The organism is Novosphingobium sp. CCH12-A3 (genome assembly GCF_001556015.1).
Taxonomy (GTDB): domain Bacteria; phylum Pseudomonadota; class Alphaproteobacteria; order Sphingomonadales; family Sphingomonadaceae; genus Novosphingobium; species Novosphingobium subterraneum.
In genome coordinates, this window is the sequence record NZ_LSIA01000138.1 from 47,954 (window position 1) to 72,700 (window position 24,747).

The 24,747-nt window shown below is 60.4% G+C and carries 22 protein-coding genes and 1 pseudogene; 11 read left to right on the forward strand and 12 right to left on the reverse strand.

Annotated features, from left to right (window positions below; translation table 11 throughout):
• Nucleotides 1-13: 13 nt before the first annotated feature.
• From AX703_RS11180 to AX703_RS11195, 4 genes are all read right to left on the reverse strand, one after another.
• Nucleotides 14-1,216: an acetyl-CoA C-acetyltransferase gene (locus tag AX703_RS11180; RefSeq protein ID WP_062344083.1), complete on the reverse strand. Its 1,203-nt coding sequence runs from the start codon at nt 1,214-1,216 to the stop codon at nt 14-16.
• Between the two features lie 152 nt (nt 1,217-1,368).
• Entirely contained in the window at nt 1,369-3,336 is a 1,968-nt protein-coding gene (locus AX703_RS11185) for an FAD-dependent oxidoreductase (protein WP_062344085.1), read from the reverse strand.
• Between the two features lie 117 nt (nt 3,337-3,453).
• Nucleotides 3,454-3,666 carry a DUF1330 domain-containing protein gene (locus AX703_RS11190; RefSeq protein ID WP_062344087.1) on the reverse strand — a complete coding sequence of 71 codons (213 nt, stop codon included), beginning with the start codon at nt 3,664-3,666 and terminating at the stop codon, nt 3,454-3,456.
• 17 nt (nt 3,667-3,683) lie between these two features.
• Nucleotides 3,684-4,499, reverse strand: a complete 816-nt coding sequence (locus AX703_RS11195; RefSeq protein ID WP_062344171.1) for an SDR family NAD(P)-dependent oxidoreductase — start codon at nt 4,497-4,499, stop codon at nt 3,684-3,686.
• A 169-nt stretch (nt 4,500-4,668) separates the two neighbouring features.
• On the opposite strand from AX703_RS11195, the gene AX703_RS11200 reads away from it, so the two are divergent.
• A complete protein-coding gene (locus AX703_RS11200) occupies nt 4,669-5,343 on the forward strand; it encodes a TetR/AcrR family transcriptional regulator (protein ID WP_062344090.1) in 675 nt (224 codons plus the stop codon).
• Nucleotides 5,344-5,345: 2 nt separating this feature from the next.
• Here AX703_RS11200 and AX703_RS11205 read toward each other — a convergent pair whose 3' ends face one another.
• The gene (locus tag AX703_RS11205; protein ID WP_062344091.1) at nt 5,346-6,707 is read right to left on the reverse strand and encodes a phosphotransferase; all 1,362 of its coding nucleotides are present in this window, start codon (nt 6,705-6,707) and stop codon (nt 5,346-5,348) included.
• Between the two features lie 34 nt (nt 6,708-6,741).
• Complete coding sequence (locus tag AX703_RS11210) at nt 6,742-9,150, reverse strand: TonB-dependent receptor (RefSeq protein WP_231735497.1); 2,409 nt, start codon at nt 9,148-9,150, stop codon at nt 6,742-6,744.
• Between the two features lie 267 nt (nt 9,151-9,417).
• On the opposite strand from AX703_RS11210, the gene AX703_RS11215 reads away from it, so the two are divergent.
• Genes AX703_RS11215 through AX703_RS11240 form a run of 6 tightly spaced genes read left to right on the forward strand, consistent with a single transcriptional unit; the run spans nt 9,418 to nt 14,140 of the window.
• A complete protein-coding gene (locus tag AX703_RS11215; protein ID WP_062344098.1) occupies nt 9,418-10,227 on the forward strand; it encodes an SDR family NAD(P)-dependent oxidoreductase in 810 nt (269 codons plus the stop codon).
• Between the two features lie 17 nt (nt 10,228-10,244).
• Nucleotides 10,245-10,688 (forward strand): nuclear transport factor 2 family protein, encoded by a 444-nt coding sequence (locus AX703_RS11220; RefSeq protein ID WP_062344100.1) that lies wholly within the window; start codon nt 10,245-10,247, stop codon nt 10,686-10,688.
• Nucleotides 10,688-11,485 (forward strand): SDR family oxidoreductase, encoded by a 798-nt coding sequence (locus AX703_RS11225; protein WP_062344101.1) that lies wholly within the window; start codon nt 10,688-10,690, stop codon nt 11,483-11,485. The genes AX703_RS11220 and AX703_RS11225 overlap by 1 nt, the downstream gene beginning before the upstream one ends.
• Before the next feature lie 30 nt (nt 11,486-11,515).
• A complete protein-coding gene (locus tag AX703_RS11230; protein ID WP_062344103.1) occupies nt 11,516-12,406 on the forward strand; it encodes a TIGR03619 family F420-dependent LLM class oxidoreductase in 891 nt (296 codons plus the stop codon).
• A gap of 27 nt (nt 12,407-12,433) precedes the next feature.
• Complete coding sequence (locus AX703_RS11235; protein ID WP_062344105.1) at nt 12,434-13,345, forward strand: NADP-dependent oxidoreductase; 912 nt, start codon at nt 12,434-12,436, stop codon at nt 13,343-13,345.
• Entirely contained in the window at nt 13,346-14,140 is a 795-nt protein-coding gene (locus AX703_RS11240; protein WP_062344107.1) for a tyrosine-protein phosphatase, read from the forward strand.
• A 1-nt stretch (nt 14,141) separates the two neighbouring features.
• On the opposite strand, the gene AX703_RS11245 is transcribed toward AX703_RS11240, so the two are convergent.
• From AX703_RS11245 to AX703_RS11260, 4 genes are all read right to left on the reverse strand, one after another.
• Nucleotides 14,142-15,629, reverse strand: a complete 1,488-nt coding sequence (locus AX703_RS11245; RefSeq protein WP_062344109.1) for an aldehyde dehydrogenase family protein — start codon at nt 15,627-15,629, stop codon at nt 14,142-14,144.
• 8 nt (nt 15,630-15,637) lie between these two features.
• Complete coding sequence (locus AX703_RS11250; protein WP_062344110.1) at nt 15,638-17,248, reverse strand: GMC family oxidoreductase; 1,611 nt, start codon at nt 17,246-17,248, stop codon at nt 15,638-15,640.
• 168 nt (nt 17,249-17,416) lie between these two features.
• The gene (locus AX703_RS11255; RefSeq protein ID WP_082734539.1) at nt 17,417-18,139 is read right to left on the reverse strand and encodes a TetR/AcrR family transcriptional regulator; all 723 of its coding nucleotides are present in this window, start codon (nt 18,137-18,139) and stop codon (nt 17,417-17,419) included.
• Nucleotides 18,108-19,328, reverse strand: a complete 1,221-nt coding sequence (locus AX703_RS11260; RefSeq protein WP_231735499.1) for a cytochrome P450 — start codon at nt 19,326-19,328, stop codon at nt 18,108-18,110. The genes AX703_RS11255 and AX703_RS11260 overlap by 32 nt, the downstream gene beginning before the upstream one ends.
• A 231-nt stretch (nt 19,329-19,559) precedes the next feature.
• On the opposite strand from AX703_RS11260, the gene AX703_RS11265 reads away from it, so the two are divergent.
• The 4 genes from AX703_RS11265 to AX703_RS11280 are packed head-to-tail and all read left to right on the forward strand — an operon-like array spanning nt 19,560 to nt 23,829.
• On the forward strand, nt 19,560-21,188 hold the full coding sequence (locus AX703_RS11265) for an FAD-dependent oxidoreductase (RefSeq protein ID WP_255355051.1): 1,629 nt from the start codon (nt 19,560-19,562) through the stop codon (nt 21,186-21,188).
• A 3-nt stretch (nt 21,189-21,191) separates the two neighbouring features.
• A complete protein-coding gene (locus AX703_RS11270) occupies nt 21,192-21,818 on the forward strand; it encodes a glutathione S-transferase family protein (RefSeq protein ID WP_062344117.1) in 627 nt (208 codons plus the stop codon).
• Entirely contained in the window at nt 21,815-23,191 is a 1,377-nt protein-coding gene (locus AX703_RS11275; RefSeq protein ID WP_062344119.1) for a phosphotransferase, read from the forward strand. Before AX703_RS11270 ends, AX703_RS11275 begins: the two co-directional genes overlap by 4 nt.
• Before the next feature lie 14 nt (nt 23,192-23,205).
• A complete protein-coding gene (locus AX703_RS11280) occupies nt 23,206-23,829 on the forward strand; it encodes a glutathione S-transferase family protein (protein WP_062344121.1) in 624 nt (207 codons plus the stop codon).
• Here the strand turns inward: AX703_RS11280 and AX703_RS11285 are convergent, their stop codons facing one another.
• Both AX703_RS11285 and AX703_RS28325 read right to left on the reverse strand, forming a co-directional pair.
• Nucleotides 23,830-24,555 carry a hypothetical protein gene (locus tag AX703_RS11285; RefSeq protein ID WP_062344123.1) on the reverse strand — a complete coding sequence of 242 codons (726 nt, stop codon included), beginning with the start codon at nt 24,553-24,555 and terminating at the stop codon, nt 23,830-23,832. It abuts the gene before it with no gap.
• Nucleotides 24,556-24,614: 59 nt separating this feature from the next.
• Nucleotides 24,615-24,716, reverse strand: a pseudogene (locus AX703_RS28325) (hypothetical protein); the annotation flags it as partial.
• Nucleotides 24,717-24,747: the final 31 nt, after the last annotated feature.

Consider the following 24,747-nt stretch of genomic DNA (forward strand, 5'->3'; position numbering starts at 1 on the left):
CGTTGGGTGCGCGTCAGACGCGTTCGATGATCGAGGCCGTGCCGAGCCCGTTGGCAGCGCACAGCGTGATCAGACCGGTCTGCAGATCGCGGCGTTCCAGTTCATCAAGCACCGTGCCGAGGATCATTGCACCGGTCGCGCCAAGCGGGTGGCCCATGGCGATAGCGCCGCCGTTCACGTTGATCTTGTCGTCTGGGATGCCCATCTCGCGTTGAAAGCGCATGACGACGCTGGCGAAGGCCTCGTTCAGCTCCCACAGATCGATGTCGCTGCGGCTCATGCCCGCGTTCTTCAGTGCCTTGTCCGAACATGCGCCGGGCGCGGTCAGCATGATCGTGGGTTCGGACCCTATGTTTGCATAGGCGCGGATGCGGGCACGGGGCTTGAGGCCTGCACGTTCACCGAACGACTTTGATCCAACCAAAACGATACCCGCGCCGTCGACAATGCCGGAGCTGTTGCCGCCATGATGGACGTAGTTCAACTCTTCGATCTGGGGATACTTGGCCTTGGCCACGGCTTCGAACCCGCCCCTGCCGAAGCCCGTGAACGCAGGCTTGAGCTTGGCAAGGCTTTCAAGAGTTGTGCCTGGGCGCATGTGCTCGTCATGGTCGAGCAGCACTTCGCCCAGAATGTCCTTCACCGGCACGATGGATTTCTTGAAGTAGCCATTTTCCCAGGCGTGCGCTGCCTTGCGCTGGCTTTCCACGGCGAAGCCATCGACGTCTTCGCGGCTGAAACCGTCGAGCGTGGCGATGATGTCTGCGCCGATGCCTTGCGGGGCGTAGTAGTTATGGAAGGCAACTGCCGGGTCTGACGTCCAGGCGCCTGAGTCATAACCCATGACCGTGCGGCTCATTGATTCAACGCCACCGCCGATCCCAGCCTGGATCATGCCCGAATGGACCTGCGCTGCGATCAGGCTTACGGCATCAAGACCCGATGCGCAGAAGCGATGGATCTGCTGGCCCGCGACGGTCTGGGCATAGCCTGCCTGAAGCACCGCCGCGCGCGCCAGAACGCCGCCCTGCTCGCCCACTGGCTGCGCCATGCCAAGGATCACATCATCGAGCAGCGAAGTATCCAGATCGTTGCGGTCACGCAGCGCCTGAAGGAGCTGGCTGGCCATTTCGACCGAGGTTACCTCATGCAGCGCACCGTCGGGACGGCCCTTGCCGCGCGGGGTACGGACATGATCGTAGATATAGGCTTCCATGAATACTGCCCTGCAAAAATGGATGAGACCAATTCGGTACAGGGTGCACCTGTGCTCGCGCCAATCGCTGCACACCTATCTTCCGAAAGGCGGACAGGGAGCAAGCAAAGGGTGCAGCATCGTGACCGCCATGACCACGATGCTGTATCGGTTCAGACTGCCAAGCCGATCCGCCGTCCGTCCTTGATCGCCTCGTCGGTGGCGAACACGCTCCAGCGTGCCTCGCGTGCATCGCCGATCAGGTGAACAACCGGCATATCGGCAATCAGTTCGTGGTAGAGGCCTTCCTGCGGGGGCTTCGACGTGACCAGAATGGTGTTGTCGATCGCTTCGAGAACGCTGGCTTGTCCCGAGAACGTGTCACGCAGGTGAACATCGGCTTCATCTATGCGCGTGATCTCGGTGGTGGGCAGCAAGGTGACCTTGGGCCAAAGTCTGCGGGCAATCACCTTGTTCAGGCCGAGCTCCGTGACCGACATCGCCATCGCGGAATCGATGGTCACCAGGAACACTTCCTTGCCCTGATCTGCTAGATGTTCGGCAATGCCGGGGCCGACTTCATAGGACGTGTTATCGTAAACCACGATCCGCTTGCCGAGCCGTACGTGGTCCAGCATCACATCTTCGGGTGTCAGCACGTGCTGCAGATGCGCGCCGGGCACGCCAGCGAGCTGTGCCTTGCTCGCACCCGTTCTGGAATAGCGGGCACCTGTAGCCACGATCACGGCATCGGGCGACAGCGCCTTGATCGATGCCGCTGTGGCTTCGGTGCCGGTCTGAATCGCCACTCCCGCCTTGTCGAGTTGCAATTTCAGCCAGCGGATCAGCTCGCCCCGATCCCCGAGTCCGGGCAGCATTGCCTGCATCGTCACATGGCCGCCGATCCGGTCGGACTTTTCGAGCAGCGTAACCTTGTGGCCGCGCTGCGATGCGGTCAATGCCGCCTGCATTCCGGCCGGCCCTGCGCCGACGACCACAACATTTTTGCGGTTTGGCGCAGGCTTTACCGGCCCTTCATACTCGAACCCGATGTCCGGGTTGACCGTGCAGCCGACTGCCTGCCCGTAACACGAGCGCAAGAAGCAACCTTCAAGATCGCCGATGCAGGCACGGATCTCTGCAGTGTTGTCGTCACGGCACTTGTTGGGCCATTCGGGATCGGCAATCACCGACCGCGCGACGAAAACCATGTCGCAGCGGCCATCGGCAATCGCCTGGTCGGCAAAGGCTGGCGTAAGAATGCGCCCGCCGCTGACGACCGGCAGCTTGACCGCCTTCTTGACAGCTTCGGCGGCGTCCAGATGCGTACCTTCGCGGCCCATGTACGACGAGGGGTAGTGATACTGCGTCATCTGGGGTTTCTGGCCGCGCGCCGTGATGCGCAGCCAATCGACCATCCCGGTGTCTTCGAGAATCCTGCACTGGGCAATACCATCGTCTATGCCAGCAGAACCCAATGTCGATTCATCAGCGTTGACCGCAACGCCGATGGCGAAATCGGGGCGGACACGCCCCCGGATCGCCTCCACGATTTCGACGATGGCGCGCATCCGGTTCGCCAGACTGCCGCCATACTTGTCGGCACGCTGGTTATACAATTCCGAGGTGAAGAACCCGAGACCCGCACCCCCGCTGATAGGAAACTCAAAGCCGTCGGCGCCTGCTTCCTGTGCATGGAATGCGGCAACGGCATGGGCCTCGATCAACTGCTCGACTTCCGCAGTGGTCATGGTGCGGGGCTGGGTATCGGCCAGCACGGTATGGGGCGCGATGCCCGATGGCTGTGCTGTTGCCGGATCTGCCATCATCCACACGCCCTGCACTGCGATCTTCGCGCCGTGCTTGTGCGCAGCGTCAACAATCCGGCGGATTGCTGGAATATGATCTGGATTATAGGCCTCGATGAACCAACCCGGCGGCACCAGCGGGGCTGGCACGACCTGGCAACTGGCGATCACCATAAAGCCCGCACCGCCCTTGGCACGCGCTTCAAAATAGCCGACCTGCCGGTCAGTGCCGATGCCGAGCCCGACCATGCCATGCGGCGACATGAACACCCTGTTCTTCACTTCCAGACGCCCGATCTTGATGGGGCTGAACATCGTCGAATATCTGGTCATTGGAATCCTCTCCCTGACGCCCCGTTGTGGGGTCGCGCGTTATTGATTGTCGGTAAAGTGCACTGCAAAGATCGTTTCGGCAGCGGCATGACGCATCGGGATCGCCTCTTGGTATGCCTAGGACTTGTACCAGGCCATTGCCGCTTCGTTTGTGGGGAACTTCATCACGACGACGCTGGTGCCGGGCGCATCGCCCTCCAGCACATCGAGGTTTTCGCCCACGATCACTTCGAACGGCAGGCCTTGCAGCGAAACGAAGCCCTGCGCCGAATACTCGCCATACTTTCCGAGATCGTGCTTGTTCATCATGCTCATGACATACGATGCCATTGGTCCAACCCCTCGAATTATGCGTTCTCGGACATCGCCATAACGTCAGCGAAATAGGGTGCGTGGTGGACGATGCCGCCATCGGCACTGAATACCTGCGCGGTGACGAAGCTCCCGGCGTCCGACGCCAGGAACAGCACCGGCCCGGCGATGTCCTCGGGCTTGCTTTGGCGCGGAAGCATCACGTGACGCTGGATGAAGTCGATTTCGTCTGCGGTCATGATCTCGCGCGCTCCCTTGCTCAGCACCAGGCCCGGCAGCACCGCGTTGCAGCGGATGTTGTGACGGCCAAGTTGGGCCGCAACGTTGCGCGTGAGCGTGTGCAGCGCGCCCTTCGACGTCGAATAGGCAGGGTGGAACACGTCACCCAGAATGGCCGAACCTGAGCCGGTATTGATGATCGAACCGCCGCCGCCTGCGATCATGTGCGGAGCAACATGCTTGATCATCAGCATCGGCCCGCGCGTGTTGATCGCGAAAGTGCGATCCCAAACCTCTGTGGTCATGTCAGGGATGGTCTTGTCCTGGGCCATGAAATCAGGGCGGGTATCGGCGGCGTTGTTGTGCAGGATGTCGATGCGACCAAACCTGGCGATTGTTGCTGCGACCAGATCGATGATGCTCTGCTCTTCGGCCAGATCAAGGTATTGCGCCATCGCGCTGCCGCCAGATGCGACGATAGCGGCGGCCACGCTTTCGGCGGCGGTAAGGTTGATGTCAGCGACGACCACATGCGCGCCAGCCCCGGCCAATGCCTTGGCACAAGCCTCACCGATATTGGCGCCCGATCCGGTGACGATCGCCACTCGATCATTCAGATTCCCAAACAGCATGTACATCCTCTCCAATGCTTCAGATCGTTCTGTCGGAAGATTCACGCGGCGCAGAAACCGAAACGCCGCGGCGCAGGCGTTGTGTTTAAATCGCCTGCGAGGTATCGCATAAGGCAATAATTCAACGCATGGTCAGGGTGCGGAATCCGAGCCATGAGAGGGAGCAGAAATGCCGGAAAGCGGCGATTGTCCCACCCCTGAGCCGCCGACTGCGCGGGGGCGGCGCGCGTCCAATGCCACGACCATTGCGGATATTGTGAACGCCGCCAGGCAGGAGTTCACCGACCACGGCTTCGACGGTACGACAGTGGATTCGATCTGCCGCCGCGCCAAGGTGTCAAAGCAGCTTCTTTACTATTACTTCGGCAGCAAATCCGATCTCTACGAAATCATCCTGAAGGAAGCCGCCGAAAAGACGGCTGCCTTCATCTCATGCACCGAATACACGTCGCTGCCCCCCGAATACGCGCTCAGGCAGTTCATGCACAACATGTTCCGCGAATTCGTCGAACGTCCGCAAATCGTGCGAATGACCATCGACGAAGCGCAACATGCATTCGCCCATGTTGGCAAGGCCAGTCCGCTGGCAACTGTGCTCAGAACCCTGATCGACGACGTACTGCGACCAATCGTCGAGCGTGGATGCGCACAGGACGTGTTTCGGGCCGACTGCGATGCAGATCAGTTGTTCTGGGCAATCCACGGTCTTGTAACCACGTGGTTCGCGCACTCGCCTATGATGTCGCTCGTAACACGGGCGCGCACTGGCGCCGATCTCGACGCAGCCACTTGGCGCGCGAACAGCACTGAGTTCGTCCTTGCTGCGGTTCGCAGGCGGAATTGACGTCAGCGCTCCAGAATAGGTTGGAGACTGGCCGCAGAGATGAATGCAGGCGGGCCGCAGCCGCGCAGCATAAAGGCCTGACGCTGCAGCCAGCAATGGAAGTGCTGGACCAGTGCTTCGTCAGCCTCGGGCCCGGCATTTTCCACCCATTCTGAGAGTGCAGCCTGAGCCTGCTCCCATGTGTCGTACCGCACCCCGGTGAGAGCTGCCACGTCGGCCAGATTGGCAGCCTGCACCGACTGTCCGTAAGTGTTTAGTCGTCCCAGGTAGAACGCCTGATGCGCAGCGGAATCGCGAGCATAGTTTTCCGCTGGCGTGCCGCCCTGAAATGCTTCAACGTGCCGAACGAGATGGCGCGAAGCCTGTTCGAAACCGAGCGGCTGAGCATGTGGCTCGGGCGGATCGACCAGTGTAACTTTCATGTGATCGGCAATCGCACGGATCATCCACCGGCTCGTTCCAACACAATAGTTGAGATAGGCGATGAAATCCTGTTCCGGCGCGCTGTCGAACATCAGCGGCCACATTAGGAAGCCGTTGACCGCGCAGAACCCGGCGGTGTGAAATTCGATCAGCTTGCGCGAGATCCGATCACCTGTAAGCTCTTCGTACCGCGCAACCATCGCAGTCAGGTCGCCCAGCGGCTCCGAGGTATCGCGCAGGCGCATCCCCGAAAGCTCTGCCGCCGGGTCGCCGAGCGAGGATACCTCAAAGTCGATTAAGCCGGTAACCGTGCCACTATCATCGAAGAGAAACTGCCCGCCATCGTAGTTGACGAAAGTGACACGGGTGCGGTCCTGCGGCACATTGCGGTTAAGCCAGCCCCATGCAAACTCCATCAACGGCCAAGGGCGGCAAGCAATGCGCTCGCGGAAAATCTCGTGGGAGGGCGCGTAGAGGTTGAGCGCGATTTCTGCAGGGCTTTGTGGCACCGGCAGTTTTGCGGCGGCAAAAGCTTCAACCGGCAAACGGTGGACGTCAGCGACGATGCGGATGAACCGCTCGCGCACTTGCGCCTGTTTTTCCGGGTCTTCGATCAACCCGCTGTTGATTCTGCCCGGCAGCATTTCCATGACAATGCACAGCGGGTCTGGAATCATTCCGTGCACACGCGGCGCGGGGATTCCGTGGCGCTCGAACACGTGATGGATTTCGGCTTCCTGATACATGTTGACCGGCGAGGCATAGGTATCTCCGCGCGGGCCCCTGACATAAAGTGACGCGCCCCCTGCCACGACGTTCCAGCCTGGCCGCCATCGGGGCTGGCGTTCGAACGCAGTGACCGGGCCGATATTGGCGATCAGCCAATCATAGACCTTTGCGTCAGTCGGGTCGATGGGAGGTTGTACGGATTTCGAAACCATTTTGCTCTCCTCACCGGCTGCGCTGCATCTGATTTCATTTGCCGAAGCGATAGCGCAGTTCGACGCCGAAGGTGCGGGGTGCACCGTAGAATCCGCTCTGTACGCCCAGAAGGTTCGAACCCACGTTGCTAGACGCCAGATACTGTCGGTCGAAGAGATTGCGGACAAAGACGCTCGCATCTACCCCCGTGTCGGCAATGCTGCCAACATCGAGCCGTGCATTGACCAGCACATAAGGCGGCAAGGTTGCGTCTGACGATTGCACACTGCTCGAGTGATAGAAATCGACGCTGAACACGCTATTTCCGATGCTTTCTGGAACCGGGAGAGTCCACCGCACTCCAGCTGTCACCGTCTGACGAGCAACCAGATTGAACGGTACTTCCAGCACGCGAAGGTAAGGCTGCAGATCGGTCGGCACCGTCAGCGAACGCGTCTTGAGATCGAGAAGCGTGGCGCCGATCTCGAACGCCAGGCTGGGGCTGGTTGCAATGCGGGCGGAAATATCGACGCCGCTGACTTTGGTCGCACCGGCGTTAACTAGCAAGGTGCCGCCACTCGGGTCGTTGGCGGCGTTGCAATCGCCGTCGGGAGAGCGCGGTGCAGCCGTGCCACCTGGAGCCGTAGTGCTGCAGGTGGCCTGGGTGTTCAAACCGGAAACAGGAACCTGAACATTGCTGTACCACCCGACAAACGGCGATGCATTGAGGCGAACATCGGCATCACCCACCTTGAAGTCCGAACGGACACCAAATTCGAGGTCAGTCACCTTTTCAGGACGGAAGGACTGAAATGGCTGCAGGCGGCCCGCCAGTGTCGGGCTATTGATGCCCCCGGCGCGGTAACCGTGACGCGTGAGGGCATAGATGAAAAGTTCGTCCGAAGCTTGCCAATCAAGTCCGACCGTCCAGGTTGGTGCGTTCGATTTCGTGCGGTTGATGCTGCTGTTGCGTATGGTGGGCACTGCATTATTGCAGTCTGCAGGCGAGAGCACGGGATCGGGTGAAGTCCCGCTTCCGACGCAGGCGGTGATCTCGTCCCATGTCTGGCGCAGTCCGGCATTGAAGCGCAAGCCGTCGGCAATGCCGTCAAGCTTGTAGGTCACGTTGCCGAACACAGCCTTGCTGGTTTCGGTGAAGAAACCGTAGTTGAACGGTGCATTCGTGATGCCGGGAAGAATGAAGATCGGAATGTAGCTGCCCGATGGGCCCTTTGGTTTGCTCTTCAGGTAGAACCCGCCGATCAGCCATTCCAGCTTTTCATCAAGAGCCTTGCCGCGCAGTTGCAGTTCTTCTGTGAACTGTTCGACGTCGGAAGTCTGGCGTCCGCCCACAACCATCACCGGCAGCCCTTTCGGAATAGCGCCGGTGCCGTCGGATATGAGGGTGGGCAGGCCGTCTACGCTTGAGAAATAATCAACCTTCGTGTGGCGATAGCCGAAGATATTGACCACCTGAAGCGCATCGGAAATCGTCGCCTCGGTGCGGTTGGTGATGCCCAGACGTTCGGCCCGCTCGAATGCATCAATGTCGGAATCGATCACGCGGACGCCACGCGCGCGCTGTGCAGCAAGCTGCGCCTGTGCAGATGCAAGCGTTCCGGTCGCCGTGAGGGCGTTAGGCCCAACAAAGACATTGACCAGAACCGATCCGCCCCCAGTAGACCGGTTGCGATAGTAATCTACGACGGTGGTATTCTTCAGCCCGTCAAACGGTTCAAGCAGCAGCGAACCCCGGATTGCGCGGGAATTGAGGTCGTCAGCGTCCTGCCCAATTCCGATGTTCTTGGTCCAGCCATCGCGCTTCTGGTACTGTCCAGCTATCCTCAGGGCGACCTTCTGGTCGATCAGGGGTAGATTGACGGCAGCCTCTGCAATCCGGGCGTCATAGCTGCCGTAGCTGGCCTGGACATAACCACCCAGTTCATAGTTCGGCGCCGTCGGATAATACAGGATCGCACCGCCAGTCGTGTTGCGTCCGAAAAGCGTGCCTTGCGGCCCCTTGAGGACCTGCACCGAACCGAGATCGTAGGTCGGGATGCTGGAGCCGAGCGTAGGTGCAGGCACATCAGCGAAATAGCTGATCACGCCGGGCGCGCTGTTTCCTGCCAACGCCCTGGATTGACCGCGGATCGAGAAATTGGAGTTCTCGCGTCCGCCGCTGCCGGCCAGAAAGATACCTGGTGTCTTGAACAGCAGATCCTGCGTGTCGCGCACTTGTGCCTGACGGAGCGATTCCGTGCCGAACGCGGTCACCGATACCGGCGTGGATTGAATGTTTTCCGACGTACGGCGCGCGGTGACAATGATGTCGCCGTCGGCCTGGTTCGCAGGCTGATCGGCATCCGTGGTGGATTGCGGAGCTGCTTGCTGAGCGAGTGCCGGCGTGGCCGTGCCAACCAACAGCATGGCGAACAAACTCTTCTTGCGGATACTCGAAATCATTGGTCCCCTCCCGGGTGAACAGGACGTTTCGTCCTCTTTGGCTGCGAATTAGGCAGTCGGTGTGGGCAATGCGTGGCCAAAAAACCCATCGTCGGACAGGGTGGCAAGAACTTGTGCACGCACCTGCATCGTGAATCTGAATGATGAGAAAACGCGACTGATCCGCCGCAATTGCCGCACGGCCAACCTTTCGGCAGGTAAACTCCGGCACGAAATCGCGCCTCTGTGAAAACCAAGCGCCAGACAGGCGGTGAGGAGCACTGAACAATGGCGAGGCTGGCGGACAAGGTCTGTATCATAACCGGCAGTGGCAGCGGAATCGGCCGCGCCAGCGCGAGGATGTTTGCGGCTGAGGGCGCAACCGTGATCGTGGCGGACATTCGCGCCGAACCCGCCGAGGCCGTGGCGCAGTCCGTCGTCGATGCAGGCGGCAAGGCGCGCGCGATAACCGTCGACGTAAGCAACGAAACCGATCTTGCCCGAATGATCGACACGACCATCGCGGATTTCGGACAGATCGACGTTCTGTTCAACAATGCGCTTTATACCAATACCGAACACGCATTGCGCGATATGGATTTCCTTGCGTTCGATCCCGAAATCTTCTTCGCCAACTTGCGCGTCAACGTGCTGGGCGCGGTCATCGCGAGCAAGCTGGCGATCCCTCACATGCTCGATCGCGGGCGCGGTTCGATCATCGCCACGTCGTCTGGCAGCTCGATGGGCGGGGACATCACCGCCTATAGCTACGGTTCGTCAAAAGCGGCGCTCAACTGGTTCGTGCAGGCGATTGCAGCGACCTATGGCAAGCGGGGCATCCGCAGCAATGCGATCCTGCCCGGCCCGACACAGACCCCTGCCAAGATCCAGTGGTCCACGCCGGAAATGGACCGCCTTTTCCTCGATGTCCTAAACACGCCCTTTATTGGTGAACCAGAGGACATCGCGGCAATGGCCCTGTTTCTGGCGTCGGACGAATCACGCTATGTCAATGGCATGCTCTATCCGGTGGATGGCGGGCAAAGCTGCACCGTGCCGTTCATCAGCGTCACCCGCACGCTCTCTGCAGGCACCTGAATCCTGAGGAAAACATCATGGGTATCGAACTGGAAAACAAGGTCCGCACAATGCACGACGCTTGGGGCGACGGAAGCGATGAAGTGCGGCCCGATGTCGAGAAGATCCTGTCTTTCTTTGCCGACGATGCCGAATGGCAGCTTTGGGTTCCGGGCGGTCCGGTGATCAGGGGCAAGGACGCGCTGCGTGCTGAAATCCTCAACCAGATGACTTTTGCCACCAATAACAAATGCAATGAAGTCAACATCTTGTCGAATGATCGCATGGTGATGCAGGAACGCTCGGACACGGCAATCATCATGGGGCGCCCCTGCCCTCACCAAATGGTTGCAATCTATGAGTTCAATGACGCTGGGCTGATCGTCAAATGGCGGGAGTATCTCGACATGGACGACCTCAACCGCAAGATGGGGGTGACTGGCGAGAAGAACCCGGCCGGCAATCCGGAAGCGCTGGCGTAATGACTGTGGCCGCTGCAATCGCCCCGGGCAAATGGGCTTTCGTTACCGGTGGTTCGGACGGTCTTGGCCTTGCCTTTGCCACCGAGCTGGCAGGGCATGGCATGAATTGCCTGCTGATCGCACGGCAGGAAGACAAACTGGCCGCCGCCGCAGCAGCTGTGCGTGCGCTGGGCGTCGAAGCCCGCACCCTGTCTCTTGATCTGGGCGCGCCCGATGCAGTCGCGCGGATCGAGGCGGCCACTGCTGACCTGCCGCTGACACTTGCCGTGTTCAACGCGGGGGCGGAAGCAGCAGGCACCCAGTTCATCGATCTCCCATATGAAACATGGGCAACCACGATCCAGCGCAACGTGCTGTTCCTGACCGAGGCGCTCCACCATTTCGGGCGGCGGCTGGTGCAACAGGGCGGCGGCGGAATGGTCGTGGTCGGCTCCGAAGCTGCATTTGGCGGCGCGGCGCTTTCGGGAATCTACACTGCAACCAAGGGCTTCGCGCTGAACCTGTGCGAAGCGCTGTGGGCGGAACTTGCCCCGCGCGGAGTGGACGTGATCACGCTGCTGTTCAAGATCGCCGACACGCCGATGCTGCGCGAGACTTTGGCCAAGCGGGGAATTCCCGTCGAAGCCACTGGCGCGTCGGACACCGCCGTGCTTGCGCGTGAGACCATCGCCGCGCTGGGCAACGGTCCGATCTATAATCCCGACGAGACTTCACACGACGATCCGGTGACGTCCAACGCCGCCCGGCGCGAACGGGTCATCGCGAAGAGCGAACTGCTCAAATTCTTCTACGGATGAGCCCGGTCAAACGCCTTTGGAGAAAGCTCGATGAAAATTGGCATCAGCAGGCCGTTCGCCGATCCCGGCGCACCAATCAATGACGTCGATATGGGCGAAATCGGCCGCATGGCTGAGGCAATTGGCTTCGATTGGCTGACCTCGGGCCATCACACCGTCCGACCGCTGCGTGAAGAGATCAAAGGCCCGCACACCCTTGGCGTCCCGTTCTATCAAGATCCGCTGATAGGTGCCGCGCGCGCCACTGCAATGACCACCCGGCTCGAGGTGTCGACAGGTGTGCTGATCATGCCGATGAAGCACCCCGTGGATGTGGCCAAGCAGGTCGCTTGCATCGACGCCTACAGCAACGGCCGCTTCATGCTGGGTCTGGGCACCGGCGGCGCAAGCCGGATAGAGATCGAGGCAAGCGGCGGCAGCTTCGAGCGGCGCTGGGCCTATACCATGGAAAGCGTGGCGGTGATGAAAGGGCTGTGGACTCAGGAAGCTTTTGCATTCGATGGCGAATTCTTCAAGTTTCCCGAAGTGCAGATGTATCCGCGTTCACCGCGCAAGCCACATACCCCGATCCTTCTTGGCGGCTACAGCGATGCCGTACTTGAGCGTGTTGGCAAGCAATGTCAGGGCTGGCTTCCAGCCTATGCCGGGACTAAGCTCCTGTCCCTCACGGCATCCGACATGACCGGGCCGGAGCATATCCGCCAGGGGCGCACCAAGATCATGGGCCACGCGCAGGAAGCCGGGCGCGACATCGCCCACTTTGAAATCGGTGTCATCCTTGCGCCGGGTGACGACGCGCTGGGCCTTCGCAATGTTTACGAGGATGCGGGCGCGGATCGTCTCGCTTTCAGCCTGCCCCACATCACAAGCGTCGAGGATGCGCGCATTGCCCTCGAAAAGATCGCGGCCAATGTCCTTTAAGTCTGAACTGCCGGTACGGAGACCATAATGAGAGCTGTCCAGATCACCGCCTATGGTGGCCCAGAAGTCGTCGTCATCAACGATGTTCCAAGGCCTGAAATCGGCGCAGGGCAATTGCGCGTTTCCGTCGCGGCAACCGGCGTCAATCCAGTCGATTGGAAGATCCGCGAGGGCCATATGGCATTTCTGGAGGTGCCGTTCCCGTTCACCCTTGGCAACGAATTTGCCGGAACCGTCACCGAACTGGGCGAAGGCGTCACCGGCTTCGCAGTAGGCGATGCAATCTATGGCTCGGTGGGTCCGATCGGAGTGTTTGCCGAGGAACTGGTTGTGGACGCGGGCGCCGTTGCCAAAGCGCCCACCAGCCTTTCGTTGGTGGAAGCCGCTGCGCTGCCGGTGGCTATCGTTACAGTGCAGGCTGCATTCGATGCCGCACCGGTCGGTCAGGGAACGCGCCTGCTTGTCCATGCTGCTGCGGGCGGCGTCGGCAGCGTGGCGGTGCAGTTGGCAAAGGCGATGGGAGCAGAGGTCACCGCGCTGACCTCGCCCGCCTCGATGGACTTGGTGCGCGGGTTGGGCGCGGACCACGTGATCGATCGTACCACCGATTATGAACAGACAATCGGCGATTTCGATGTGGTGCTCGACGCGTTCGGCCCGTCGGCACAAGATCGCTCCTGGGGCTTGCTCAAACCCGGCGGTATCCTGATTTCACTGGTTACACCGCCCGATCAGGAGGAAGCCGCACGCCGCGGTGTACGGGCAACGATGACGTTCGGAGCGCCGAATGCCCCCGCGCTGGCCCACGCCGCAGCGCTCGTCGATGCAGGCAAGCTGAAGCCCGTGGTCCAGCGGACCTATCCGGTGGAAGAGGCGGTTGCCGCAATGGCAGAGGTCGAGGGCGGCAATGTTCGCGGCAAGATCGTACTGAGATACTGAATGATGGAAAAGCAATTCCAGACACTTGCCCTCGTTGGTGGATGCAATTTCCGTGACCTTGGTGGATATGCGACGACCAGTGGCGGCACCGTGCGGCGCGGACTGATCTATCGCTCAGGCGTGCTGACTTATCTGACAGAGGCTGACCATGCGACTATCGCACCCCTCGGCATCCGCACGATCATCGACTTGCGCCGCAATGACGAGATTGTTGCCGAGCCGACGCATTGGGCGGGGCCGGTGCAGCACCTGTCGTGGCAGCTTGATGAATCGCTCGCCTCATCGCAACGGGGCGCAGAATGGGAGAAAGTATCAACGGGCGTGGAACTTCGAGCCTGGCTGATCAGGTTCTATCCTTCTATGCAGGACTGGTTGGTACGGCCCTTGCGCGGCTTGTTCGATGCGCTGCTGAGCGATCAGACGCCGCTAGTGTTTCACTGCGCAGCTGGCAAGGACCGTACCGGGTTCTGCGCCGCGATCGTTCTCGGCCTGGCCGGGGTCGATGAAGATACGATATTGGCTGACTTTGCTCTGACCAATACAACGGTCGATCTTCTAGCCTTCGCGCGCCGCCACCGCGCAGCCCGCATGGGGTTGACCGATGGCGCGCATCCCTTCGAAAAGATGGCGCCGGACGTGCGCGATGCGCTGATGCGAGCCGATCCCGCCTATCTCAAGGCGGCGCTTGATAGTGTGAACGAGCAGCACGGCTCGATAGAGGGTTACGCTCGGGCCGCGCTGGGCCTGGATGAAGCCCAGATCACGGCCATTCGCGCGCGTTTGGTTGTAACGTAGATCAGCGACCCACGGGGTATGTGATCGTCTTTTCCTGCTGGAATTCGCGCAGCCAGTCAGGCCCGTACTCACGACCGATGCCCGATCGCTTGTACCCTCCGAACGGAGCATAGGCCATTTTGCCGATGCCGCCGTTTATTGCGACATTCCCGGTGCGCAGTTGCAGCGACATTTCGTAAGCCTTGGCGGCGTCAGCCGTCATGATCGCGCCATTCAGGCCATAACGCGATTCATTGGCGATCCGCACCGCCTCCTCATCCGTGTCATATCCGATCACGCAGCCGACCGGGCCGAACACCTCTTCCTGCGCCAACGTGGATCGGTTGTCGACATTGTCGAACAGAGTGATGTCCACGAAGAAGCCCTTGGACAAGCCTGCCGGACGCGTGCCACCTGCCACCAGCGTCGAGCCTTCATCGCGGCCCGACTGGATCAGCTTTTCCACTTTGGCGCGCTGGGATTCGCGAATGAGCGGCCCCATCAGCACTGTGGGATCAGACGGATCGCCGACCTTCCAGTGCGCGGCAACAGCCTTTGCCGTAGCAACGAAGCGCGCACGCACGGAATTGTGCACCAGGAATCGGGTGGTAATCGCGCAGCCCTGCCCCGCGTTGACCGACAACACCATGATTGCCGTGGTGGCCGCCGCCTCGATATCGGCATCTTCGCGCACGATCATCGCGGACTTGCCGCCAAGCTCCAGATGGACGCGCTTCAGCGTGGGTGCGGCTTGCCCCATGATCGCAGCACCCACCGCTTCGGAACCGGTAAAGGTAACCATATCCACCCGGGGATCGGTAGTAAGCTTCAGGCCGACATCGGGCCCGCCCGTAATCACGTTGAGCACCCCGCGCGGAAGGCCGATCTCGTCCGCGATCTGTCCGAGCATAAGCGCGGAATATGGCGTGAACGGTGAAGGCTTGAGGATCAGGCAGTTTCCGGCAAGCAGCGCCGGCGTGACTTTCGCAAGGTTGAGCAGGAACGGAAAGTTGTACCCGGTGATCCCGCTGACCACGCCGACCGGTTCGCGCACCACGGTGCCGCCGCCCAGGATACGTGGCCCGGCTGGATTGATCATGTTGGCGTTCGAGGAGACCGGAATCTGGCGCGGTTCTTCGCGCCGCGAATAATCGATCGCTGTTTGCAGATGTTCAAGCGGGGCATCGACCTGCACGTTGTTGGTCACTGCCTGCGCACAGCCTACTTCCCTGATGATAAGATCGACCAGCTTTCCACGCTTGGCCAACAAGGCGTCGTGGAATTTCTGCATCACCGCAGTGCGCTCGGCTTGCGCCATGCGCGGCCATGGCCCGTTTTCAAACGCATCGTAGGAAGATGCGATCGCTGCTTCGGCCGCCGCTGCATCGCCTACCGGAGCCTCACCAATCACATCTTCGGTCGCTGGATTGAGCACGGCTTCGGTGCCCGCGCCAGCGTGCCATTCGCCGTCGATGTAAAGGCGGTCAATATTAGTAAAGGGGATGGTCATTGGAGGCCTCAAGCGGTCTGGAGGATGATTTCAGCGGCGCGCAAACCAACGGCCATCGCGGGAGCATTCGTATTGCCCGATACGAGCGTGGGGAAAATCGAGGTGTCGCAAACGCGCAGCCCTGCCACGCCGCGCACACGCAGCTGCGGATCGCAAACGGACTGGTCATCCGCACCCATGCGGCACGTCCCCGCGATGTGGAAAGAGGTGCCGCCAAGCGCGACCGCGTTCTGGACGATATCGTCGTCGGTCTTGATCGTGTCGCCGGGGAATTGCTCCTCGACGAGCCAAGGTTTGAGCGCCGGCTGTCGGCCCAGCGCGCGCAGCCAGTTGAACAGCGATACGGCAGAGATCCGGTCGATCTCGGCGGCAAAGTGATTAGCGTCAATGAACGGCTGTGCGTCCGGGTCTGCCGAATGGATACGCACTTCACCCTGGCTTTCGGGGCGGGTGAAATAGCCCAGAATTGTAAGCCCGTGATGCCGGTCGGGCACCACGCCCTTGTCGGTCTGGTTCAGCGAATAGAGGCTGACGCCGATTTGTGCGTCCGCATGATCGAGTTCGGGCCGAGTTTTCACGAAACCCCCGACTTCATGTGCGGCGTGGGTCAACGCGCCCTTGGCGAACAAGCCATATTGCAGCACCGATTTGACCAGCCCCATGCCCTGATAATTCAAGTTCATGCTGCCACCCTTCACCCGGTACACCGTCTGCAGATAGCGATGTTCACGCAAGTTGCGGCCCACATCGGGGGAATCGACGATCACCGGTACACCGGCTGCACGCAACACCGCTTCAGGGCCGATGCCTGACAGTTGCAACAGCTTGGGCGACTGTACCGCGCCTGCCGAGAGAATCACCTCACGCGCGGCGACGAAACGGGTGCCGCGTTTATTCCGCACGGTCACTCCGGTCACGCGGCGCTCCTCAAGCTCGACCTTGAGTACATCGGTTTCCACCAGAACATCAAGGTTGGGCCGGTTGCGCGCTTCCTTGAGAAAGCCTTTGGCCGAGCTCACCCGTTTGCCCTTGTCGATGTTGCGGGTCTGGTAGCCAAGCCCGCCCTCGCGCACGACATCGACGTCGTTGATATCGGCCACACGCCCAATGCCCATTGCCTCAGCGGCGCTTAGCACCGCTTCGCAAAGACTGTTGCGGCTGGGATGGACACTGACGTGAATCGGCCCGCCAACCCCACGCCATTCGGCTTCGCCCAGTTCATGATCTTCAAGCTCGACGAAGCAACGCCCGATCTCGTCCCAGCCCCAACCACTGCAGCCAGACTCGGCCCAGCCATCATAGTCCATCGGCGCGCCGCGAATGTAGACCATGCCGTTGACTGAGCTCGACCCGCCCACCGCGCGACCTTTGAGCCACATTTCGGAAGGCTTGTTCCCACCGGGTGATACGTCGTACGACCAGACATGCGGATTGCCCGGGTCCAGCAGTTTGCCGATGCCGCGCGGCATCGCGATCAGCGGGCTGGTATCGTCCGGCCCGCTTTCGATCAGCAGCACACGCGCTTCTGGATTGGCGGACAGCCGATTGGCCAGCACGCAGCCTGATGAACCCGCGCCAACGATGATGTAGTCATAAGTGTCCGCCGCTACGTTCGTCATCTGGAACCATCCTCTCGGGGCGTATCGTCTTGTCGCGCCTGCCTTGGGCTCGCCCTCGCCGGGACGATTCGCCTAATCGTGCAGAAGCTCTGCCAATCCATAAGTGAAACTACAAGTCCCATTTATGGATTGGCAGCCTTTTCGTTATGCGGGGGTGGTTAACTGCGCTCACCCACCCGATGACAGGCCTGGTGAAAGGTCCGACGACAAAGGCCCGCCAATGCCAGCCATGACCAGCGCAAAGCTGCGCTCGAACACTGCGTCGCTGGTTTCAAAATCACTGCCATGCGCGCTGCCGATCATGTTGCAGGCAATCAGGATGTCCTCGACCGTTACATCAACCCGCAACAGCCCCGCAGCTTTGGCACGGGCGATGGGATCGGTGAACAGGTCTGCCGTCTCGCGCGATGCTTCCAGCATCATCGCCTTGCCCGCCGGGCTGGCGAGCAGAGCATCATCCATTGCCCGGTAGATCGACGTCAACTTTGCAACGGTGCGCATGAGGTCGAACAGCGCGTCGGGACGGTCGCCCAGCCGGGCGCGTTCCTCGGCAATCGCGTCCTGCTCCACGGCCTGAACCGCGCGGATGAGGTCGAGCCGGTCGGCGAAGTTGCGGAACAGCGTGCTGCGCCCGACTTCGGCCTTGGCAGCAATCTCCTCCAACGAAATATCGGCTGCGCCAGCACGAAAGCAAGCGCGGGCCACTGCAATCAAGCGATCCCGATTGCGTGCAGCGTCCCTGCGCATCTCGGATTGTACCCCGTCATCTCGCCCGAATGTCCGGGCCGGCTGGACTTGCCGTATCGGGCAAGCGGGAAAATGGCAATCGGGGGCACGTGGAGAGCGCCCCCGATCCCGTTCAATCCCACTGCAGTTCGAGCTGGGGCACATGCATGATGTTGCCCGTGAAATACTGCACCTTGAACCCGTCCTTGATGCGCCATTCGGGCAGCATGGTCAGGAACTCCTCAAGCGCGATCTGCAACTCCATCCGGGCCAGATGCATGCCGAGACACTTGTGAATACCGCCGCCCAGCGAGATATGCGGGGCCTTCCGGTCAAACTTCACCAATTCGGGCTCGTCGTAATACTTCGGATCATAGCCCGTAATCGGTGTTGCCACGGAGACGTATTCGCCGGGCATGATTTTCTGTCCGCAGATCTCGATTTCCTTGGCGGCGATTCGGAACGCGGTCACCGGAGCATAGGCACGCAAGAATTCTTCCACCGCAGTCACGATCAGGCCCGGGTTCTCGCGTAGTTCGCGCTGGCGCTCGGGATAACGGCCGAGGAAGCAGAAGATGTTGCCGAGCAACGAGGTTACCGTGTCCAGACCGCCGATGTAGAGGTTGAAGCAATGGCCAAACACTTCGGTGACGTTCCACTTGCGCCCGTCCACCTCGTTGTCGAAGATCTTGCTGATGTAATCGTCACCGGGGTTCTTCTGACGTTCCTCGATTACACCCATCAAATAGGCCTTGACCTTTCTGACGGCGTCACCGCGGACTTGCCAGTCATTGGTGTGGAGCATCTCCTTTTCCCATCGCAGAAATTCTGCCATGCGATCCTGAGGCAAATCCAGAAGATCGAGAACGATGTTGATCGGATACTTTTCCGAAAACTCGTCGACAAAATCGCAACTGCCCTTGTCCTTGAACTTTTCTATAAGAACCTTGGCACGTCCACGCACCTGATCCCGCAACGCAGCCATCTTCTGTGGTGCGAACTTGGGGTTGAGAGCGGCGCGGTAGGCCGTGTGGATCGGCGGATCGGCCTCAGTCGGGATTACCAGCCAATCTTCACCAATATTCTGGGCCCATTTGCCCATTCCCTTCTTGGTGAAGTTTTCCGGGTCCCGCAGCATGGTCATCGTATCTTCGTATCCGGTAAGCAACCAGCCCGGCTGATCGCCAGGGAAGATGTTCGTGACATAGGAAATGGGCGGAAGGGTTGCCTGCAATTGCGGGATCAGCGTTTCCTGCGGACACTCGTCAACACGCTTGCGCGCATACAGGGGCAGCGTCACGACCAGTTCTTCGGGAACGTGGGCGGGCCGCGCAGGGGCGGGGGCATTGGCCACGGCATGTCTCCTCATATTTGCCGCCGATTGTGCAAAACCGGCTGGTCCCTGACATCTCAGCACCATGGGAGAAAATAGTGCCAGCGCAAACAATGTCGTCAACCAGCCAAACTTTATAACCTGATGAACCTAGACAAGGATAGGTTCGGATAATCCAGCAGACGCACAGCTAGGCTTACAGGTACCTGGAGAATAACGTTGCCGTGGGATGAGGTTTTCGATGTCGTGTGCGTGGGGTCCGGGCTTGGCGGAATGTCCGCTGCGCTGACCGCAGCGCAGCGCGGGGCAAGTGTGCTGGTTGCCGAGAAATTCCACCTGCTCGGCGGCGTGTCCGCACTCTCGTCCGGGCAGCTGTGGCTTGGCCCGAACCACTTGCAGGAACTGGACGGCATTGCAGACAGCGACGCCGCTGCCGATGCCTATCTCACGCATCTGTCGCAGGGCTATTCCACGCCCGACCGGCGCAAGGTGTTCATCGAGCGCGGGCGTGAGGCGTTGCGCTTCATGACAGACACCATCGGCATCGAGATGACCGTCGTGAAAGGCCTTCCCGATTATTATTACCCCTCGGTCACCGGATCGAAGGCGCAGGGCCGTTATGTGGAAGTGCTTCCGTTCAAGGCCGAGCGGCTGGGCGATCTGGCCGACAAGGTTCTGACATCGCCGTATGGCGATGGCTACAGCTACACCACGTCGAACGAGTGGGTCGAAATGCAGGATGGCGGTGAACACGTCGGCACCTGCCTCGAACGCCATGTTGCAGCTGGCGAACGGTGCGCGGGCGCTGGCCTGGCTGCCGCACAAGTCCTTGCTGCGCGCGATCTGGGCGTAGACATGCGCACTTCGACTGAAGTGGTGGATATTGTCGTCGAGGATGGCGAAGTCACCGGAGTGGTGCTGCGCGATGAAAGTGGCAGCAGGCATGTCCGTGCGCGCCAAGGTGTTGTCCTCGCAACCGGTGGCTATGACTGGAAACCGTCGTTCGTCAGCGCGTTCGATGCCTTGCCGCAGGCAGGCAGCATGGCACCGCCAACCGTTACCGGCGATCACATCGTCATGGCGGCAAAGGCAGGAGCCATTGCAATCCCCGCCCGTGCACCTGCGCAAAGCCCGATCTTCATCGGGTACAAGGTGCCGGCAGAGACGATCTACGGCCAGCCGTCCTACCGGATGTGGTTGCCCGGCGCGCCGCACAGCATCGTGGTCAACCGGTACGGTAGACGCTTCTCAAACGATGCGTTCTATCCCGACGTTGCGACCAAGGTTGGCCGGTTCGACGGGCAGGAGCAGGGCCAGCCCAACTGGCCCGCGTGGATCGTGTTCGATCAGAACTTGATCGATAAATACGGCTTGCTCCCCACATGGCCGGGCCAGCCTCTGTCCGAAGGCATGGCCACCACTGCGGACTCCTTGAGCGAACTTGCCAACCGTATCGGCATGAACGCCAAGGGCTTGGAGGACACAGTTCGCCGCTTCAACGGCTTTTGCATTACCGGCATGGATGAGGATTTCTCACGCGGAAGTGTGCCGTGGGGCCGGATCATGACCGGCGATCCACGGATGTACAATCCGAACCTTGGCCCCATTGAAAAGGCTCCGTTCTATGCTGTCAAGCTGGAGCGCGTAACAATGGGCGTGCCTACCGCCGGCTTGCCGATCGACATTGACGGCCGTGTGCTGGATGCGCGGGATACCCCTGTTCCGGGGCTCTATGCCGCTGGCAATTCCGCCGCCTGGCTCGATATTGGCGGAGGCTACAACAGCGGCATCGCGAACACGCGCGGGCTGCTCTACGGTTATCTTTCGGCGTTGCACATGACAACGCAGCACACCCCTTCCCATGCAAGTGTCGAGGCCTGAACCATGACCATCACGATCTACCAGCTTGAACGGTCGCGATCCGAGCGTGCCGTATGGTTGATGGAAGAACTTGGTGCACCCTATGCGATCGAGTTCTTCAAGCGTCTGCCGACCTGGCAGGCAGAACCTGCATTCAAGGCTCTCCACCCGCTCGGATCATCGCCGGTGCTTGGCATTGGCAATGAAAGGATAGCGGAAAGCGGGGCGGTGATCGAATATCTGGCCACCACCCAAGGCGACGGACGGTTGGCTTTGCGCCCCGACAGTCCGGACTATGCGCAGTACCTGTATTGGTTTCACTTCGCCGAATCGAGCCTGATGCCGGCGCTGGTGAGCGAGATCCTGGCCCAGCTTGGCGGGATAGAAGATGGTCACCCGTTGCGGTCAAAGGCACGGGCGCGGATCGCAGAACTGCTAGCTTTCACCAATGCCCGCCTTGGCGAAGTACCATTCGTAGCGGGAGCGCAATTCACCGCAGCAGACGTGATGATGACCTTTCCCTTCACAATGACACGCCAGTTCGTACCGATCGACGTGGAGGGATATCCGAACATTGCAGACTATGTCGGACGCATGGAGGCGCGTCCCGCCTATCAGCGTTGCCGCGCAATCGTGGACCGGCCCGAATGATACCCGAAGCAGACGATTTTTCGCCCGATGAGATAAAGATTCGAGCCTGGCTTGTCGAAGCCATCGGCGGCTCGATCACGACGTTTGAAAGGCTGCCCCGTTGGCGGCCATCGTGGCGTGTGACGGTCGAGCGCGACGGTGAGGCAATCGAACTCCACGTGCGCTCCGACAGGCCCAGCGGCCTTGGCATCCGTCCTCTACGCCGCGAGTACGAGGTGTTGAAGCTGTTCGAACAGAACAACATCCCGGTTCCGCAGGTTCACGGATGGATTGCCGATCCCGAAGCCATCGTCATGGCGCATATGTCGGACACGCCGTTCCTTGGCGATGTGGATTGCGACCCTGCCGTACAGCGGATGGTGGAAGAGTATGCCGGCCATCTCGCCGCCGTGCACGCGCTTGATACCGCACCTTTTATCGAAGCGGGTCTGCCTGCTGGCACGGATGCGCAGGCAGTCGCGCTCGACTACCTGCTTCTGGCGGAAAGCCAGTACGAGGTCGAAGACCGACCAGACGCGCTTCTGCGCTTCGTTACCGGCTGGCTGCGTCGCCATTTGCCACTTCATCGCAACCAAAATGTCGTTTTGATCGGAGACGCACCACAGTTCTTCCATAATAGGGAGCGCGTAACGGCGTTCTACGATCTTGAGCTTGCCAAACTTGGCGATCCGATCGCCGATCTCGCCTCGATCCGTGTCCGCGATATCAACGAACCGATCAGCGACGTGGCGGCAGTGCTATCCCGCTATGTCAAGGACAGCGGCAGCGAAATCGACTGGCCGGTACTGACCTACTACACCGTGCTGCTGTTCATTGCCGTGCCGATGATGACCAAGGCAACCTTCCGCAAGGTCTCCCCACATCCTGCCTATGTCGAATATCTGTCGTGGGGCATGGGGGCAACACGTGCAGCACTCGAAGCGATTGCCGAAGGCAAGGGTTATGCACTTGATCCAGTCGAAGCGATCACCTGTGCTCCGCTGCGCGATGCCTTCGCCTGGCGCGACCTTGCACTGCAATGTGGTGCGCTGCCGCCAGAAGGGTTCTTTCGCCAGCCGCCAGCGCAATCACTCGCTTTCTATCTCCAGCGTCTCGCCGAGAGTGGCGATGACATTGAGCGCGCCGAGCTGGAAGACGCGCGCAGCATTCTCGGCATCGCCGATCCCGCTGCGGAAACGCTCGAGACGCAACTTGACGCCTTTGTAGAACAGGCGAGACCGGAACATGACCGGGCATTGGTGCGCTATTTCCACCGACGCCAGATGCGCCGGTTGCAACTGCTGCGGGATTATCCCGGCCCCATCGTCACCCGCGGCCTGGCACCACTCGATCACCTGTTCCCGGATGCCTATCCACGGCCCGCGACCAATTGAGGAGAACCGCGTTGATGAAACTTCACCACCTCAACAACAGCCGCTCTTTCCGCGTGTTCTGGTTGCTTGAAGAACTGGGTCTGCCATTTGAGGTAATCCATCACCAGCGTCACCCGGAAACGCAGATGGGGCCGGCCGCGCTCAAGGCAGCGCATCCCCTTGGCAAAGCTCCCGCACTGGAAACCGAGCATGGTACCATCGTGGAATCCGGTGCCATCATCGATTACATCATACGCCGATATGGTAACGGCGCTTTGGCTCCGGCCAACGATAGCCCCGACCTGCCGCGCTATCTCGAATGGATGAACATTGCGGTGTCAATCGGCACCATGCCAATCATGCTGAAGGTCTATGGCCGTGCCGCCGGGCTTGCCGGCACAGAGTTTGACAGGCGCGCCGACGCCGAATTTGCAGGCGTGCTAGGCTACATCGAACGATCGCTCGAAGGGCATGACTATCTGGTAGGCGATGCCTTTTCCGCCGCCGACATCCAGGTCAGCTTCATTGGCGAACTGGCGCGGGTGCTTGTCGATGTTTCGCCCTACCCCCAGATGATCGATTGGATGAAGCGCCTGCACGCCCGTCCCGCTTTCCGCGCCTCCATCGAAAAGGGCGGAGAATACGCTTACGCCACGTGATCAGGCCGCTGAAGCAGGCCGATGAAACGCGTCGCTCCCGGCAAGCGGTGGCGCATCGGTCAGGAGCATTATGCCGGGCTTTGCGGCAACCACATAAGGCACCGCATGAATGGCATGCATCGCGGTTGCCATGCAGGCATCGTCGGTTGGCATCACGCTTTCGGATCCGATATCGATCCTTGCGTTGATCGTCGGCTCACCCTCAAGATCAATCAGCCAGCCGTGGCCTTGTGGCCATTCCGGCGCGAGGTCTTCGGCCATGCGCGTGAAGTGCTGCAGAACGATGCGCTCGCGCCCTTCGGAAATCACGCGCACGCCGAAATTCATTGCGCCGACGGTTCCTGCCGGGATGAAACCTGACGCCACGTGGAGATCACGCGGGGTGATCGCCACGTTCCGAAAATTCTCGATACGGTCGATTGGCAGACCAAGCACATCGGCCATCAGCATTCCCGAATGACGCCACGTATCGGCCACCAGATCAACATTGGAGAAGGCCGGAGTCGGATCGTCAGGTGCATAGCCAAAGCCCATCAGGTCGAACATCTGATAGGTGCTTGGATACTTGTCATACATCAGCGTTTCTGACGCAATCAGTCGGTCCACCCGCCGGGCCAATCGCGACAGATAGAGCGGCACCGATTCGGCCAGAAACCCCGGCATGATTCCCAGGCCGTGAAAAGTGGAACCGCCTTTCGCGCAGGCTTCGGCAAGTGCAGCTTCCACATCCGGTCCCAGCGACTTGGGATAGTGGCATCAGCCCGCGGGAACCGCACGTGGTGTCCTTGCGCACGCAACCGCTCGGTTACCGCTTCGCCGGTTTCAGAGTTGATATCCGAAAGCATGACACGCGCACCGCGGCGCGCAAAACCCTCTGCCGTCGCCATGCCGATGCCTGCTCCTGCTGCAGTGACAAGC